At 43.3% G+C, this 13,328-nt stretch carries 15 protein-coding genes; 3 read left to right on the forward strand and 12 right to left on the reverse strand.

The features are described 5' to 3' along the window. Positions 1–7 precede the first annotated feature (7 nt). The 12 genes from Q7A_RS02470 to Q7A_RS02525 form a co-directional block, all read right to left on the reverse strand. Positions 8–1,021, reverse strand: coding sequence for a vWA domain-containing protein (locus Q7A_RS02470; protein ID WP_014705749.1), 1,014 nt, complete (start codon positions 1,019–1,021; stop codon positions 8–10). 11 nt (positions 1,022–1,032) lie between these two features. Then, entirely contained in the window at positions 1,033–1,605 is a 573-nt protein-coding gene (locus tag Q7A_RS02475) for an MxaK protein (RefSeq protein WP_238595940.1), read from the reverse strand. After that, complete coding sequence (locus Q7A_RS02480; protein WP_041354257.1) at positions 1,602–2,579, reverse strand: vWA domain-containing protein; 978 nt, start codon at positions 2,577–2,579, stop codon at positions 1,602–1,604. Before Q7A_RS02480 ends, Q7A_RS02475 begins: the two co-directional genes overlap by 4 nt. Next, positions 2,576–3,541 carry a hypothetical protein gene (locus Q7A_RS02485; RefSeq protein WP_014705752.1) on the reverse strand — a complete coding sequence of 322 codons (966 nt, stop codon included), beginning with the start codon at positions 3,539–3,541 and terminating at the stop codon, positions 2,576–2,578. Before Q7A_RS02485 ends, Q7A_RS02480 begins: the two co-directional genes overlap by 4 nt. Next, the gene (locus Q7A_RS02490; protein ID WP_014705753.1) at positions 3,531–4,364 is read right to left on the reverse strand and encodes a DUF58 domain-containing protein; all 834 of its coding nucleotides are present in this window, start codon (positions 4,362–4,364) and stop codon (positions 3,531–3,533) included. Before Q7A_RS02490 ends, Q7A_RS02485 begins: the two co-directional genes overlap by 11 nt. Further along, the gene (locus Q7A_RS02495) at positions 4,361–5,395 is read right to left on the reverse strand and encodes an AAA family ATPase (RefSeq protein WP_014705754.1); all 1,035 of its coding nucleotides are present in this window, start codon (positions 5,393–5,395) and stop codon (positions 4,361–4,363) included. The genes Q7A_RS02490 and Q7A_RS02495 overlap by 4 nt, the downstream gene beginning before the upstream one ends. Before the next feature lie 83 nt (positions 5,396–5,478). Next, positions 5,479–5,754: a methanol dehydrogenase [cytochrome c] subunit gene (locus Q7A_RS02500; protein ID WP_014705755.1), complete on the reverse strand. Its 276-nt coding sequence runs from the start codon at positions 5,752–5,754 to the stop codon at positions 5,479–5,481. 131 nt (positions 5,755–5,885) lie between these two features. Continuing rightward, positions 5,886–6,413: a cytochrome c(L), periplasmic gene (gene moxG / locus Q7A_RS02505; RefSeq protein WP_238595941.1), complete on the reverse strand. Its 528-nt coding sequence runs from the start codon at positions 6,411–6,413 to the stop codon at positions 5,886–5,888. A gap of 104 nt (positions 6,414–6,517) precedes the next feature. Beyond that, the gene (gene moxJ, locus Q7A_RS02510; protein ID WP_014705757.1) at positions 6,518–7,315 is read right to left on the reverse strand and encodes a methanol oxidation system protein MoxJ; all 798 of its coding nucleotides are present in this window, start codon (positions 7,313–7,315) and stop codon (positions 6,518–6,520) included. A gap of 176 nt (positions 7,316–7,491) precedes the next feature. Beyond that, entirely contained in the window at positions 7,492–9,378 is a 1,887-nt protein-coding gene (locus tag Q7A_RS02515; protein ID WP_014705758.1) for a methanol/ethanol family PQQ-dependent dehydrogenase, read from the reverse strand. Positions 9,379–9,582: 204 nt separating this feature from the next. Next, positions 9,583–10,236 carry a response regulator transcription factor gene (locus tag Q7A_RS02520; RefSeq protein WP_014705759.1) on the reverse strand — a complete coding sequence of 218 codons (654 nt, stop codon included), beginning with the start codon at positions 10,234–10,236 and terminating at the stop codon, positions 9,583–9,585. 46 nt (positions 10,237–10,282) lie between these two features. Further along, positions 10,283–11,254: a sensor histidine kinase gene (locus tag Q7A_RS02525; RefSeq protein ID WP_014705760.1), complete on the reverse strand. Its 972-nt coding sequence runs from the start codon at positions 11,252–11,254 to the stop codon at positions 10,283–10,285. A 222-nt stretch (positions 11,255–11,476) separates the two neighbouring features. On the opposite strand from Q7A_RS02525, the gene Q7A_RS02530 reads away from it, so the two are divergent. The 3 genes from Q7A_RS02530 to Q7A_RS02540 are packed head-to-tail and all read left to right on the forward strand — an operon-like array spanning position 11,477 to position 13,305. Beyond that, positions 11,477–11,809 (forward strand): hypothetical protein, encoded by a 333-nt coding sequence (locus Q7A_RS02530; RefSeq protein WP_014705761.1) that lies wholly within the window; start codon positions 11,477–11,479, stop codon positions 11,807–11,809. A gap of 38 nt (positions 11,810–11,847) precedes the next feature. Next, the gene (locus tag Q7A_RS02535) at positions 11,848–12,363 is read left to right on the forward strand and encodes an SRPBCC family protein (RefSeq protein WP_014705762.1); all 516 of its coding nucleotides are present in this window, start codon (positions 11,848–11,850) and stop codon (positions 12,361–12,363) included. Positions 12,364–12,369: 6 nt separating this feature from the next. After that, entirely contained in the window at positions 12,370–13,305 is a 936-nt protein-coding gene (locus tag Q7A_RS02540) for a YncE family protein (RefSeq protein WP_014705763.1), read from the forward strand. The last annotated feature ends 23 nt before the right edge of the window (positions 13,306–13,328 follow it).

Below are 13,328 nucleotides of genomic sequence, written 5' to 3' on the forward strand. Positions count from 1 at the left end.
AACTGTTTTAACCTGAGTTAAGAGGTATGCGCTCGTTGATGTTTGGTTTGTGTAAGGTTTTTTTACGGGAAAAAATATGTTCAGGCAGATAGGCCAGAAATAATAAAAACAGCGACAAACTTGCCGGGATATAACTTAAATCGGTTTCCCGGATGTGGCGTTGGGAGAAATCATCGTGCGTGAGTGCATTCAACAAAGCCGTCGATGTTTGTAAATGATGGTAGTGAAATTTGGCTGGTTCAGCCAGCGATTTCAAATAGTCTTCTTTTACGCTGGAAAGGTGTTCATTCCCAGCACGACTTTGATTTCCCCATGGAGCATTCCGAGGGACATAGCCTTCAATTTTGCCGGGATCTTCCGGCAAACCAAAAGTTGTTCCCTGTGGTACATCCTCCGCCGTATAGAAGCCAATCTGGATGCCATCTTCATCATATTTAGGGATCCGGCTCAATGCATGATCACCGACGCCCACAATCAGACCGTTGATGAGTGCCTGGTTATTATTTTCATCAGTGGATTGTAGTTCGGCAAGATCTGGCGCATACCGTGTGTTCATCGGAGGTGCTTCCTGCCCATCGGTAAAAAACACCAAAGTGGCATCGGTTAATTCAACAATGCGCATCAACTCCAACGTGTTGGCAAACGCCTGAATAATATTACTGTCGGCAACCCAGGCCATTCTCCAGTCAATACGTCTGATGCTCTCCCGGATTTCAGGGTAGTCTGAACACGCTTCCATGGGGGTATAGAGCAGGGTGGGCATACGTTCAGTAAACACGCCTAGCCCAACTCGTGAGCCGCAGGGAAGTTGTTGTATGGCAGCTAACGCATCCGCTTTGACTTTTTCCAGCCGACTAATGGGATCACCGTTATTATCACGATAATCTTCTACATTCATGCTGCGGGTGATATCCACCATAAAAAAATAATCATATTTTTTACTGGGGAATGGCAGGTTTGGCATTAAAACGGCAATAATCAGTAGCACTGCAGAACTACCCAGCAACCAGATAGATTTCATCAGACAATCCCTTAGGGTAAACCAATGGGAAAGCCAGGCATTGCCGACCATAACTCGGTACTGGCATCCTGAGATTCTTCACTGATGGTGACATCACCCAGAGGCAAATCCCGCGACAGACGTTGGGCGGCTTCCAGATTGTATTTAGCCTCCCAGAAGGAGGGCTGGTTTTTCAGTGCTGAGCGATAAAAGTCCTTTGCCACATCCGCCATCGCCACCGCCCGATCAACAGAGAGGTTTTCTGCCAAATCGATAGCCTGAACCAAATAAAGATTGCCAAGGTTATAGTGGATATGGACAAGTTGTTGCGGGTTAGCCAGCCGCTCAGTGCCGCTGTAGGTTTCTACTGCTTCATCAAATAAGTTCAATTTGCCCTGCAGATAGGCATAAGCAATTCTGACTTCGGGTGATTGCATATTCAATTGTTCAGCACCAACCAGCTCACCTTTATTCAGCAGGAGGATTTGTTGGTTGATTTGCTGCTGTTGTTGCAGGGTATAGAGACTGAATATCAGTGCAGTGATAACAGCCAATGCCAACAGGCTAATCAGATAAATAAAATGATTTCGATTCAAAAACATCATTTTGCCTCCAGCGCTTTGATGCCCAGTAAAATAAGAACGGCAAACAGGGCAGTCAAAAAACATAAGCGCGTCATATCGTTGCGGGGTATCAGTTCGTTATAAACCAGTGGCATGCTTTCCAGATTATCCAGCTGGTGAATGGCTGCTTCCATAGATTCCGGTGTATCCACCTCATATGCGTGATAGGGGATCGGCAGGGTACGGAAAAACTGATCAAGATAACGCTCCGGCATCACCCGGGGATTATCATCTCGCGCTGTTTCAGGTTCAGAGGTGATACCTAATCCGTTTTCGGTACGCAGAAAAAACCAATATAAACTTACCTGATAACGCTCAAACCACTCACGCAACACTCGCTGTGCACGGTGATCAAGTGTCGCTGCGCCATCAGAGACCAATACAATGACACGGGAACCGGTATGCGGTTGATCCTCAAAGTAACTCAAGCCCATGCCGAGTCCTTTGGCTACATTGGTAAATGCCAGGCCGGGACTGGTCAGACTGTTTATCGCCGCCTGGGTGGCAGATTTGTGCTCTGTGAGGGGACTGATAAAAAAAGGTTGTGTACTGAACCCGACAACGCCAAATAAGTCATGCGGCCTATTATTCACAAATTCAGACAATAAACGACGTGCGACCTGACTTTTGGCTGGCGTAGCGTTATCCGGGACCTTGCCCCCAAATGTTTCATTCATGCTGGCGCTACGATCGAGGACAAAGACAATATGTGCGCCAGTACCGATTCGGGTAAAGGTTTTTTCCGTTTGATTAAGTCCTGCCAACCCCAGCACGATGCTGATAAATGCCAGTACCCCCAAGAGTTTAATGAGTCGATTAACCCATCGAGTTGTATTGGATGCTGGAATTAGCCGATTCCAACTGGTGAGCCGTTGCTTGAATATACCTGACATAAATGGCAACAAGACTAGTAGTAATAAAACGAGCACCCATGGGTGGGCAAATGCGATGTTCATGATTTTTTCAGCGCCAGTTTTTCCGCACCAGCCAATTGTTTGCAGAGCTTCATTAATTGGTCAAAGTCTTTCTCTGACGCTAGCTTTTGCTCGGAGTAGAGCGCTTCTGTGGATAACTGGTAAAAACTATCAATTTGATCCTGGTAGCCAGAAAACTCTTTATGTTTATTAATAAACTGATCTGTTTGGTGAGCAAACAGGGCATGGCCGGCCAATCTGTTAAAAGCCCGATGTACCGCTTGTAAGGCCTGATTAAATGCCGACTCGTCGTTATGGTATTTGCGTAGCTTTTTGACTTGATGATAAGCCTGCTGAAACGGTGATCGCGTCAGTGCAAACAGAAATCCCTTAAGGGTTAACCATAAGATCACCAGAATCAGTAGCATAATAGACAGTATCCAGATTTGTTGCTGCAAATCTTTGGTGGGAATAGTGGATGGAGCTAAATCTGCCTTCATAAAGGCATTCTGGTTGGAGTCTTTGGCCACACCACGAGGCGCAATTTCTTTTAACGGGGACATGGTGAAGTTCCAGGCCGGTATGGTGAGCTGCTCGGTTTTGTCGCCAGCGTTAAAACTTACCGTTAATGGGGGCGTTGCTAATGCCCGGACATCCAGTGGCGCATAAAATGTCTGAAACGTGAAATGCAGTCGGTATTGGCGTAACTCAGCAGTTTCGCTGATGAGTTCATAGTCACTGTCGAGTAATAACAACCAATAATCTAACTCTCCATCAGGAGGAAGTGAGGCTGGCGTTAACCTATATTCTGCCGGTACCTGAACAATATAATAATGTTCAATGACATCACCGACCAGAATGCCAAAGTCTCTTCCCAATGATTGCTGAACAATGCCGGTACGGACTTGGTCAGCATACAAAGCTGTGTTGCAAAAAACAGCTAACAACACAGCCAAAAACATCGGCACGTACATTTTTTGTTTTAATAGCTTATTAATGGCCATGGAAGAATTCGCTTAATTGTTGTGCTGAGAATTGATCAATCATCCAAAACGCTCTGCAATTGTGCTTTTGGAATTGATGATTAAGGAAAACCTTCCGATCAGCGAAAGTCGATTCGATCAGTTTTTTCTGCTTGGGTGTCACAAAAATCAAACTGTTCTCGCCTGTCTCAGCATCGTTGATCTGAACAAAGCGCCATAGTGGATAGTCGTTGTATTCGGCGGAACGCCAGATAACAATTGGCACCAGATAGTGTCCTGATAAGCTATTGAGAATCCGGTAGAGTTTTTCATTACTCCAGTGAAAATCAGAAAGCAAAAATACTAAACAACGACGCGCTGGTAACAACCGCTCTATTTCGTTAAACGCCTCAGCTTTATTATGATTTGAGACCTGCTCGGTAGCAGACTTGAAATGCTGTGGCAGTATTTCGGAATTGGTAATTGACTGTATGGACTGACTCAGCAAATAACTTTGATGATTATCATTTCTGGCAGCCACAGAATAAGCAATACTCTTTTCAGTTAAATTGACCAGTTGTGTTTTATCCTGAACAGTCATTGAGTCAGAGCCATCGACCAAAGTCAGTACGTCAAGTTTGCTGCGTTGACGAAAGGTTTTGACGTAAATCGATTCAAACGGATCTGTCACGCTCATAGCAAGATCAATACGCGCAGGATTCGGATCCGCTAAAAATGGAGACTTTTTATAAAAATCACTGCCGGGCCCCTGACGTTTGCTTTTATGCTCACTTTCACGCAGTGCATTCAGCAGAAAAGGTGATCTGTAATCAAAGATCAGATGTTGAATTTCGTGCTGATTCATGGGGATGGAATAGTATTCAGTACACCACTAATCAGTTCTTCGATAATCGCTTCACCGTTATAGTTGTAAACAGGATTGATAAAAATGCGATGTTTACTGATGGCCCGAATGACTGCATGGAAATCCTCTGGGGTGACGCTATTACGTTGATTGAGCCATGCATGAGCGCGAGCACTTCTGGCAAGATAACTTATGCCACGCGGCCCCATGCCTCCCAGTACTAACTTTTCTGTGTCTATATCGCTGATCTGGATACCGTAATCCTGTGGTTTTCGAAGTGCCTGACACAGATGAAACCCGTAATCCTGAATAGTGTCACTGGAATGGATATAAGACTGAATGGCCACAGCGATATCATTGAGCTGATGAAATGGCAGTACCGCTTTGTCAGCACTGTCGATCAGTTTATCGGCATCATAATATCGGCTATTAAACATCAACTCTTTAAGCTGTTCTTCTGCTGTGGGTTGTTTTATGTGCAGTTCCATCATAAAACGGTCCCGGGCAGCTGCCGGTAATTCAAAGGTTTCGTCTTTTTCAATGCGGTTACGATCAGCAAAAACCTGCAGATGAGGAAAAAAGAACGTTTTATTAAATGCACTGACGCTACGTTCAGCCATTACCCGAAGCAGTAATGAATGTACTTGAGGTCTGGCACGATTGATTTCGTTAAAGAAAAATATCGATAAATTTTCGCCATGTTTGAGTAAAGGTCCTTCACTCACAGCGGGTTTACCGTCATTGGCAATATGGGTGTAATAGACCAAATCATGCGGCATTAAATCAATGGTGCCTTCAATACGCTCAAAATTACCACCCAGACTTTCTGCCGTTGCTCTCAGCAAGGTCGTTTTGCCGACGCCAACATCACCTTCAAGCAGGATATGGCCACGACAGAAAATAGCCACAACCATTAAATCAATGATGTGTTCCTGACCTAATATTGTTTGATTGATATTTTTTTGCAGGGTGATGGCTTGTTGATGCCAGTCGGTTAAAAGATTTTCGGAATTTTCAGCGACATTGCTCATGGTGATAATTGCCCAAACTGACTCGCAGGTCAGAAACAAAACAAAAAAAGAGGCCAGTCGTTAAAACTGGCCTCAGCTTGGGTTTAGTAAGACCACTTACCCGATTTTTTGAAGTTTTCTACGCGTTTAGCGTTACGAGCTTCCATTGCTTCCATTGCACTGTCTTGTTTATCCAGTTCAGCTTGGCTATGTTTAGGATCAAATTTTGATCCTTTGATTTTTTCAGGAAATCCTGGTTTAGCTTCCCAGCATTTTCCTGCTTCTTGGCATTTTGTACCATCGTATGCCATTGCTGACATACCTACTGATAACAAGAGTGCTGTAGCGCCGGTAACGGCAAGTGTTTTAATTTTCTTCATATTTCTCTCCTTTAGGTTTTGACGACATAATGCTTGGTAGCGTAGTAGTTACCCTTTAGTGGTTATGGACCACACTACCAATCACTAATCTTTATAATCTGCCAATTGGCACATTAAATGGTTAACCATCTTTAATGGGTTTTATTAAAGTTGTCTAAAGCTTCTCTGAAGTCATCTGGCATTTCAGCAGGAACCAACTCAGCACGTTCCTCTTCTGATAACCATAAGGCTTTTTCCGGATCATCCCAGTAGACGCTACGGACGTACGCCATCACTTTCAGAATTTCATCAATACTGAGGTTGTTACGTTGAGGACCCATCATGGCGCGGGCGCCGTCATAAATAATTTCAAAAAAACCTTTATCATAACGACCTGCAGGATAGGTCCAGTACGCATCCCCTAAAGCGGGACCAAGTTTGCCTTCAACATGATGACCATGGCAGCCAGAACAGGCCGTCATATACAAATCTTCACCCACCTTGATGGCTTCTTCATCCTGGTTATATTTATTTTCTGCTGTTTCCATAAAATGTTTTACGGCTTCAGTTTCTTCACCTTTTTTGCCAAAAGAAAAATCAATCAGCACCCCGGTCGTTGCATTGCGAAATTGCACCTGAGCTTCTGCTGTTACTGGTGTCATACTGACAGCTGTCAACATTGATAATCCCAGCATAAATACTGTCTTACGACTAAAAAGTTTTACATTACTAATCATGGTTTTTTTATAATCCTGTTGAATTAAAGAGGTTGCATGACGACAAGTCAAAGCAGTGGAATCCCTTCTTTTTTGAGGATGGCAGCAATCTTCGGTGCAGCATCTGCCAATCCTTTATTAATGGCATCAAGCAAGGCTTTATCACCTTCACGAACAGCTACTGATTGATCATAGTGCTGCACAATACCTTCACCACCTTCGACTTCTTCGAATTCAGGAGATAACACCATTTCTAATGGAGTATCTGAATCACGAACATAACGGGCTACTTCTGGAGCCCATAGATGAGCGATGTCACCTTTACCTGAGGTCACTTCGCTGATCAGTTTTTTAGGTTCCAGACGAATATATTTATTGCGTGGGGATTTGAAACCTGACAGAGATTTGGTGTAATTGAAGTTGCCTTCATATTTACCCACTTCTCGTAACATCACTTCTGATGGGCTACCTGGTACTACTACAAAACGGTTCAGTTTTTGAATGTCAGGGCTATCCCAGTCACTGATGTCCAGATTTTTATCGGTACGATAGACAAACACATAGCCGGATTTGTAGTAAGGATAGCTGGTGGCAACGCGAGGATCATCGGAATCTACCCCCATAACCACATCACATTCATTTTTTAATAAATGTTCGGTCACTAAAAAAATTGCTGCTTTGTCTGACCAGACAAATTCCAAAGGCATCTCCATGCTCTCTGCGAGCGTTTCGGCGATTTCATTTTCGAAACCCTGCTGCTGTTTGTTTGAGTAGGGCATTTCATTCGCCGCTGCACAGACTTTTAAGGTTTCCGGTAATCCATTGTTTGCATGTGCTGGAGTCAGTACAGACAGCAGTGAAGCCATTATCAGGCTGCATTGCGTTAAGTGTTTTGAACTGACTGCTTTGTTATTGGTTTTAGTATGGTTGTTTAACATGTCTTACACTCTCAGAAGGGGCTGGCAACACAGTCTTTGTGTTGCCAGCCGGATTGAATACGACGATATAACTTGATGTACTAAGTTATATTGCGAGTCAGTGATTACATTTCGTATTCACCAACACTCAGATCGTCGTAAGGTCCTTTACCATCCAGAGCAAAGACCATCAGACCACCACCCATTTGAGTGTTACGTGCCAATTCTTTAAAGGCACCTACAGCACCCAGACCAGCAGATGGGTCATTCAAGTCAAACACCAGACCAACGGCAGGCCAACCACCTACGCCATAGTTAATGGCAACATACTGAACACCATCTTTGGTGTAAGTCATTGGATGACCGATAGCGCCTGAAGGAAGTTTGAATTTCCACAGCAAGTCACCATTGTCTGCATCACGAGCTTTGATGAAGCCATCGAGTGTGCCGTAGAATACCAAGCCACCAGCGGTTGCCATGGTGCCACCCCAGATTGAGAATTTTTCCATTTTCTCCCAAGCAAACTCACCCGTAATGGCGTTGTAAGCTTTCACCTGGCCAGAACCAATACCACGCTGGCGATCACCTTTAGGTCCAGGGTAACTCCATACGTTTGCACCTACGAAGAACTGGCCTGCACGGTAAGGCAGCATGAACGGTTCCCAATCCATACACAGATGGTTGATACCCAAGTAGAAATTTTGTCTTTCAGGATCGTATGAATCCATACCCTGGTTGTGGAAACCCATGGCTGAAGGACAGATATCACGTGAACGGTGACCCATTCTGGTGCTGAATTCCGGGTCACGAATTGGCAGACCTGTTTCCAGATCAACTTTTTTCACCCAGTTTGCAGTGTCATCCATTTTGTCTGCAGAAACCAAATCACCTGTTTCACGATCCAACGTATAAATAATGCCGTTACGATCAGGGTGAGTCAGCAATTTACGCATTTTGCCGCTTTTGTCTTTTTGCTCAGAAAGCATCATGACGTTAACGCCAGCGTAGTCCCACTCATCATGAGGTGTTTTTTGATAACCGAATTTGGCTAAACCAGTATCAGCATCACGACCCCAGATAGTCATGGTCCATTTGTTATCACCAGGACGCATGGTTTCGTTCCATGGAGCAGGGTTACCTGAACCGTAATAGAACATTTCTAAGTCAGGGTCATATGCATACCAACCCCAGTTAGTACCACCACCAATTTTCCATGCTTCATCTTCCCAGGTTTTCAGACCCAGATCTTTTTGGCCGTAATGTGGGTTTTCACTGTTAAAGTCTTTAGCCAGACCGATTTCTGAATCAGGACCCGTTGCATACCAACGCCAGGCCATTTCACCAGTGTGAATGTCAAACGCGGTGACATAACCACGAACACCCAGCTCAGCACCAGAAGAACCTTGGATAACCAGGTCTTTTACAACAAATGGTGCTTGTGTCTGGGTTTGACCAACACTGATATCACCATTTTCAACCTGCCAGTGAAGTTCACCTGTTTCGGCATTCAATGCAACCACATGACCATCCAGCTGGCTTTTCACGATCATGGCAGGTGTTTTATCATCACCAGGCCAGTAAGCCAGACCACGATTGACCACGTCACAACATGCAACTGCACGAGCTGCTGGATCTTGTTTTGGTTTATGTTCCCAGACGATGGTGCCAGGATCATTCAAGTTGATAGCAAACGTGTTGTTTGGAAATGGCGAGTGGATGTACATCATGTCACCAATAACCAAAGGCGCACCTTCATGACCACTTAATACACCGGTGGAGAAAGTCCAAGATGGCGCCAACTTACTGACGTTCTTTTTGTTGATTTGTTTTGAAGAACTGTAATGATCAGCAGAATAGTTCTTACCCTGCATAACCCAGTTAGCTTCATCCTTTTGAAGTTCAACCAGCTTGTCATTGGCGAATGCAGCGCCTACTGTCATCATGCCGATGACAGAGCTGACCAATGCAGCTGAACCGGTTTTTGTTAACCGGCTTAGTTTTTTCTCTCTCATATATCCTCCTATTTTAACTGGATGTCAGCTTGCGCTGACCCTGTGTCTCAGCACACATTCGGAAATGTGGCTGTGCACCAGTGTTATCATCAGTTTTTACTAGGGGTATGGGATAGAGAGCCTTGCCATCTCTGTTATAGGGAAGTCGTCACATAATGATTAGGGTGATAAGATTTTGTCTTGTTATAAGGCTCTTTACAGAAACTATTGATTATTTGGTGGATGGATCAAACCAATTTTCTGTGCCAGAAATATAATATCTGCAAGCTTAGATGTACCCAGTTTTCGCATCATATTGGTTTTATAATTTGAGACAGTTTTAGGGGCCAACGTGAGACTTTTGGAAATTTCCTCGATACTCATTCCTTCAGCAACCATCCTGAAAACGGCAAATTCCTGATGTGACAGGGAATCGATTTTCTGATCCGTTTTGATTAATTTTTCCATTGCAATGGAGCGTGCAACTTCGGCACCGAGATAATGACGTTTCTCGGCGACAGATTTTACTGCTTCAATCAACACATCAGATGAGCAGGATTTGGTGATATAGCCAATTGCGCCAAGTTCCAGTGCTCTCATGGCCAAAGTCGTTTCTTCATGCATGCTGCAGACCAGGATGCGGGCATCTTTATCACGGTTACAGATCCTTCTGACACACTCCAATCCACCCGTTCCAGGCATGGTCAAATCGATAATGCAGACTTTAGGTTGTAGTGCAATAAACGCTTGATAACCCTCTTCAGCATTTCCAGATTGTCCGATGACTTCAAAGCCTGCCGATTCAAGTAGTTGCTGGTATCCCTCTCTGAGAATGGCATGATCGTCTATTAATAGTATGGTGGTACGTTGTTTGTTCATTTCTTCTGATGCCTCATTATTAACATGTATTGTTTACGGTAGGTTTTCATAACGGAATATGCAGCGCTAAAACCGTGCCTCGGGGATCTGCTGGATGCAGGTTGAACTGGCCATTTAAAGCATGTATCCGTTCTCGGATGCCAATGAGTCCAAGCCCTTTACCCATTCCTTCATTGGGATCAAACCCTATTCCGTTGTCACGGATGGTCAGGCTGATATCGTTACATTGAGCTGATTTGTTTTGGGTACATAGATCAATGTGAATTATGCTGGCTTCTGCATGACGGGTTATGTTGGTTAATGCCTCTTGCATGCAACGATAAATTGTTAATGCCGTGTCATAGTCAACAAGCTGATCATCCACTTCAATAGCAATATTAATCTCGTAATCTGGAAACGACATTTGCCACTGTGAAATAAGATCTTCAATCGCTGCTGAAAGCCCAACAGTTTCCAGACCAGGAGGTTTTAAACTGCGCAACTGTGAACGGGTAACATTTCGAAGGAAGCTCGCGCTATCCTGGATGGTTTTTAATATAGATTGCAGTTTGGGATCAATGACCGTGCTGTATTTGATGGCGACCGAGGCATTTACATCAATTGCTGCAAGATACTGGCCGAAAACATCGTGCAATTCAGCAGCAAGATGATTACGTTCTGCTTCCCTGACCTGTGTTATGTGTTTGATAAGAGCACGATTTTGTAGCAATAATTTTGCATTATCAGCATTTTGTACTTCAAGTTTGGTTTTAATTTCAAGGTTACGCTTTAAGGTCTCTTGCAGTTCAATATAACGTCTTCTGCCAAACCACATTAATCCGGCACTGAAGACCAGCAAAACAAAAATAATTTCATCCAGCTGATAAAACTCCCCTAATGCGGCCCAATTAATCCAGCGTTCAGCCAAATCAAAATATCCAGCAACAAAATAGGTAAATAGTGACGCGCCTATAATGACAACTAAATCCGTTTTGCCCCTGTTGCTTCTATCGGCAGGGGATAATTTAGGTGACATCATGTAGTTTCGCCCATATTTAATTTTGAGATAAACGACTATTCTATGACGATTATTTTTGATATGTATATGCAAATAATGATGAAAATTATAAAAAAATAAAAAACAGGAAAAAGTCATAACTATAACCATGACATATTCCCTAAATGATGCGAGCCATCTGCTCTATTTGAGGAATGCAGACAATCTGTAGGATAAGTCGAGATTTTATGGGAGCCAAATTGAATGAAAATTTTTTTAAACACAGTAGTACTGTCGGCATTCATTGCCTTATTTTCTATGAATGTTGCCTATTCTGAAGAGGCGTTAGCGTTACCTGTAGCCGAATTCGAGTTTGTCAAAATATTTTCAGGTAAAGATGCTGATTTTATAAGAGAAAAATTGGGAGAGCCTGCAGAGATAATGAAGCGTGAAAATGAAAGTGGAACAGTAGAGTTCTGGGTTTATAAAAATATTGTTAAAGTTGGCAATACTGATAAAACATATAAATACACACAGATTGGAATTATAAATAATTATATTGAGACTCTAGGTAATACAAATAGAAGTCCTAAGTAAATTTATTTTTTTATGATAAAGGTTAGAACGTGAATAAAATGATTAATAAACTATCGCTGGCAGGTTTGAGTTTAGTGCTATTGAGCAGCAGTGTTTTTGCTCATGGACCAACGCCACAACGGGTTGATGAACAGATTAATATTGATGCGGATGTTGCCACTGTCTGGCAAAAAGTTAATGCCTTTGACCAATTGGATAAATGGCATCCAGCGGTGGAATCAATCACCATGCAGGATAAAACGACCAGAATCGTGACCTTAAAATCCGGCGGTGAAATTACCGAAAGTCTTGATGAATCAGATGCCGAGCGACATTACATCGGATACCGTTTATTAACGGAAAATATTGAAGCCATACCTGTCAGCTTTTATACCATCGGTATCGAAGTAGAAGCAGCTGACACCGGCAGTAAAGTAAGTTGGAGTGGTCGTTTTTATCGTGCCGACACCGGCAATTTTCCGCCGGAAAACCTGAATGATGAAGCCGCCGTTAAAGCCATGACGGAATATGCAAAGTCCGGGCTGGAAGGTTTAAAAGCCAGTTTGGAAAAATAATCAGTGATGTCTATTAAACCACTTATTTTTTGCCTGGGAATATTACCTGCTGTGGCACTGGCTGACGATTTTTATATCAGCAGCCAGGCAGGTAGTCATCTTTCTCTATTTGATTCAAAAACAGATGAAATAACCAAAGCGATAGAGGTTTCTGCTGGTCCGGTAATGTTAGCTGTCGATAAATCCAACGACGCTATTTATCTTTCGCATCCCGAGCAAGGTAAATTGTCGGTCATTGATTTGAATAGTTTTGAATTAATCAATGAGATAAAAACTGGTGGACAACCTTTTGCTATGATTCTGGATAGCCAAAGGTCTCAACTTTTTGTGACAGACTGGTCCAGAAATGCACTATTAGTGATTAACACTACCAGCAGGCAATTGGTGGACCTGCTTGCGGTTGGGGAAAGTCCTGCCGGTATTGCAATAGATCCCGACGGACGCAAGGTGTTTGTGGCAAATCGTGAAAGCAATTCTGTAATGGTGCTTGATGCTGATACGCCGGATCTGCATGCAACCATAGAAACAGGCGAGCGTCCTTATGCGGTTGCCTTTAATCCAATTAATGGTCATTTATACGTTACTTGTGTGAAAGATAATTCACTGACGGTCATTGACACGAAAACCTATGAAAAAATTGCTGCTCTCAAACCTGGTAAAGCACCTTATGGTGTTACGGTGAGCGACGACGGCAATCGGTTTTATGTGGTAAATCAGAATGACAACACTCTGGTGGAGTTTGATGCAGTAAGTCTGCAAATAACACAGACTATCAAAACCGAGAAAATGCCGGAAAGCGTTGAGCTATCAACTGATCAACAGCATGCTTACGTCACCAATTGGTTTAGTAACTCATTATCGATTATTGATTTACAGCAAGGAAAACAAACCAGCTCCATCCCACTTAAGGATGGGCCACGTAAGATTAGTCTGGCTCATTAGAAAATAGAAATCTTAAATCAGGG

The sequence above is a fragment of the Methylophaga nitratireducenticrescens genome (assembly GCF_000260985.4).
Lineage (GTDB): Bacteria > Pseudomonadota > Gammaproteobacteria > Nitrosococcales > Methylophagaceae > Methylophaga > Methylophaga nitratireducenticrescens.

What these genes read in the sequence shown, in the direction of transcription:
- Q7A_RS02470 (WP_014705749.1), bottom strand. Translation starts at nt 1,021, where the DNA reads ATGAAATCTATCTGGTTGCTGGGTAGTTCTGCAGTGCTACTGATTATT.
- Q7A_RS02475 (WP_238595940.1), bottom strand. Translation starts at nt 1,605, where the DNA reads ATGATGTTTTTGAATCGAAATCATTTTATTTATCTGATTAGCCTGTTG.
- Q7A_RS02480 (WP_041354257.1), bottom strand. Translation starts at nt 2,579, where the DNA reads ATGAACATCGCATTTGCCCACCCATGGGTGCTCGTTTTATTACTACTA.
- Q7A_RS02485 (WP_014705752.1), bottom strand. Translation starts at nt 3,541, where the DNA reads ATGGCCATTAATAAGCTATTAAAACAAAAAATGTACGTGCCGATGTTT.
- Q7A_RS02490 (WP_014705753.1), bottom strand. Translation starts at nt 4,364, where the DNA reads ATGAATCAGCACGAAATTCAACATCTGATCTTTGATTACAGATCACCT.
- Q7A_RS02495 (WP_014705754.1), bottom strand. Translation starts at nt 5,395, where the DNA reads ATGAGCAATGTCGCTGAAAATTCCGAAAATCTTTTAACCGACTGGCAT.
- Q7A_RS02500 (WP_014705755.1), bottom strand. Translation starts at nt 5,754, where the DNA reads ATGAAGAAAATTAAAACACTTGCCGTTACCGGCGCTACAGCACTCTTG.
- moxG (WP_238595941.1), bottom strand. Translation starts at nt 6,413, where the DNA reads ATGTTGACAGCTGTCAGTATGACACCAGTAACAGCAGAAGCTCAGGTG.
- moxJ (WP_014705757.1), bottom strand. Translation starts at nt 7,315, where the DNA reads ATGGCTTCACTGCTGTCTGTACTGACTCCAGCACATGCAAACAATGGA.
- Q7A_RS02515 (WP_014705758.1), bottom strand. Translation starts at nt 9,378, where the DNA reads ATGAGAGAGAAAAAACTAAGCCGGTTAACAAAAACCGGTTCAGCTGCA.
- Q7A_RS02520 (WP_014705759.1), bottom strand. Translation starts at nt 10,236, where the DNA reads ATGAACAAACAACGTACCACCATACTATTAATAGACGATCATGCCATT.
- Q7A_RS02525 (WP_014705760.1), bottom strand. Translation starts at nt 11,254, where the DNA reads ATGATGTCACCTAAATTATCCCCTGCCGATAGAAGCAACAGGGGCAAA.
- Q7A_RS02530 (WP_014705761.1), top strand. Translation starts at nt 11,477, where the DNA reads ATGAAAATTTTTTTAAACACAGTAGTACTGTCGGCATTCATTGCCTTA.
- Q7A_RS02535 (WP_014705762.1), top strand. Translation starts at nt 11,848, where the DNA reads ATGATTAATAAACTATCGCTGGCAGGTTTGAGTTTAGTGCTATTGAGC.
- Q7A_RS02540 (WP_014705763.1), top strand. Translation starts at nt 12,370, where the DNA reads ATGTCTATTAAACCACTTATTTTTTGCCTGGGAATATTACCTGCTGTG.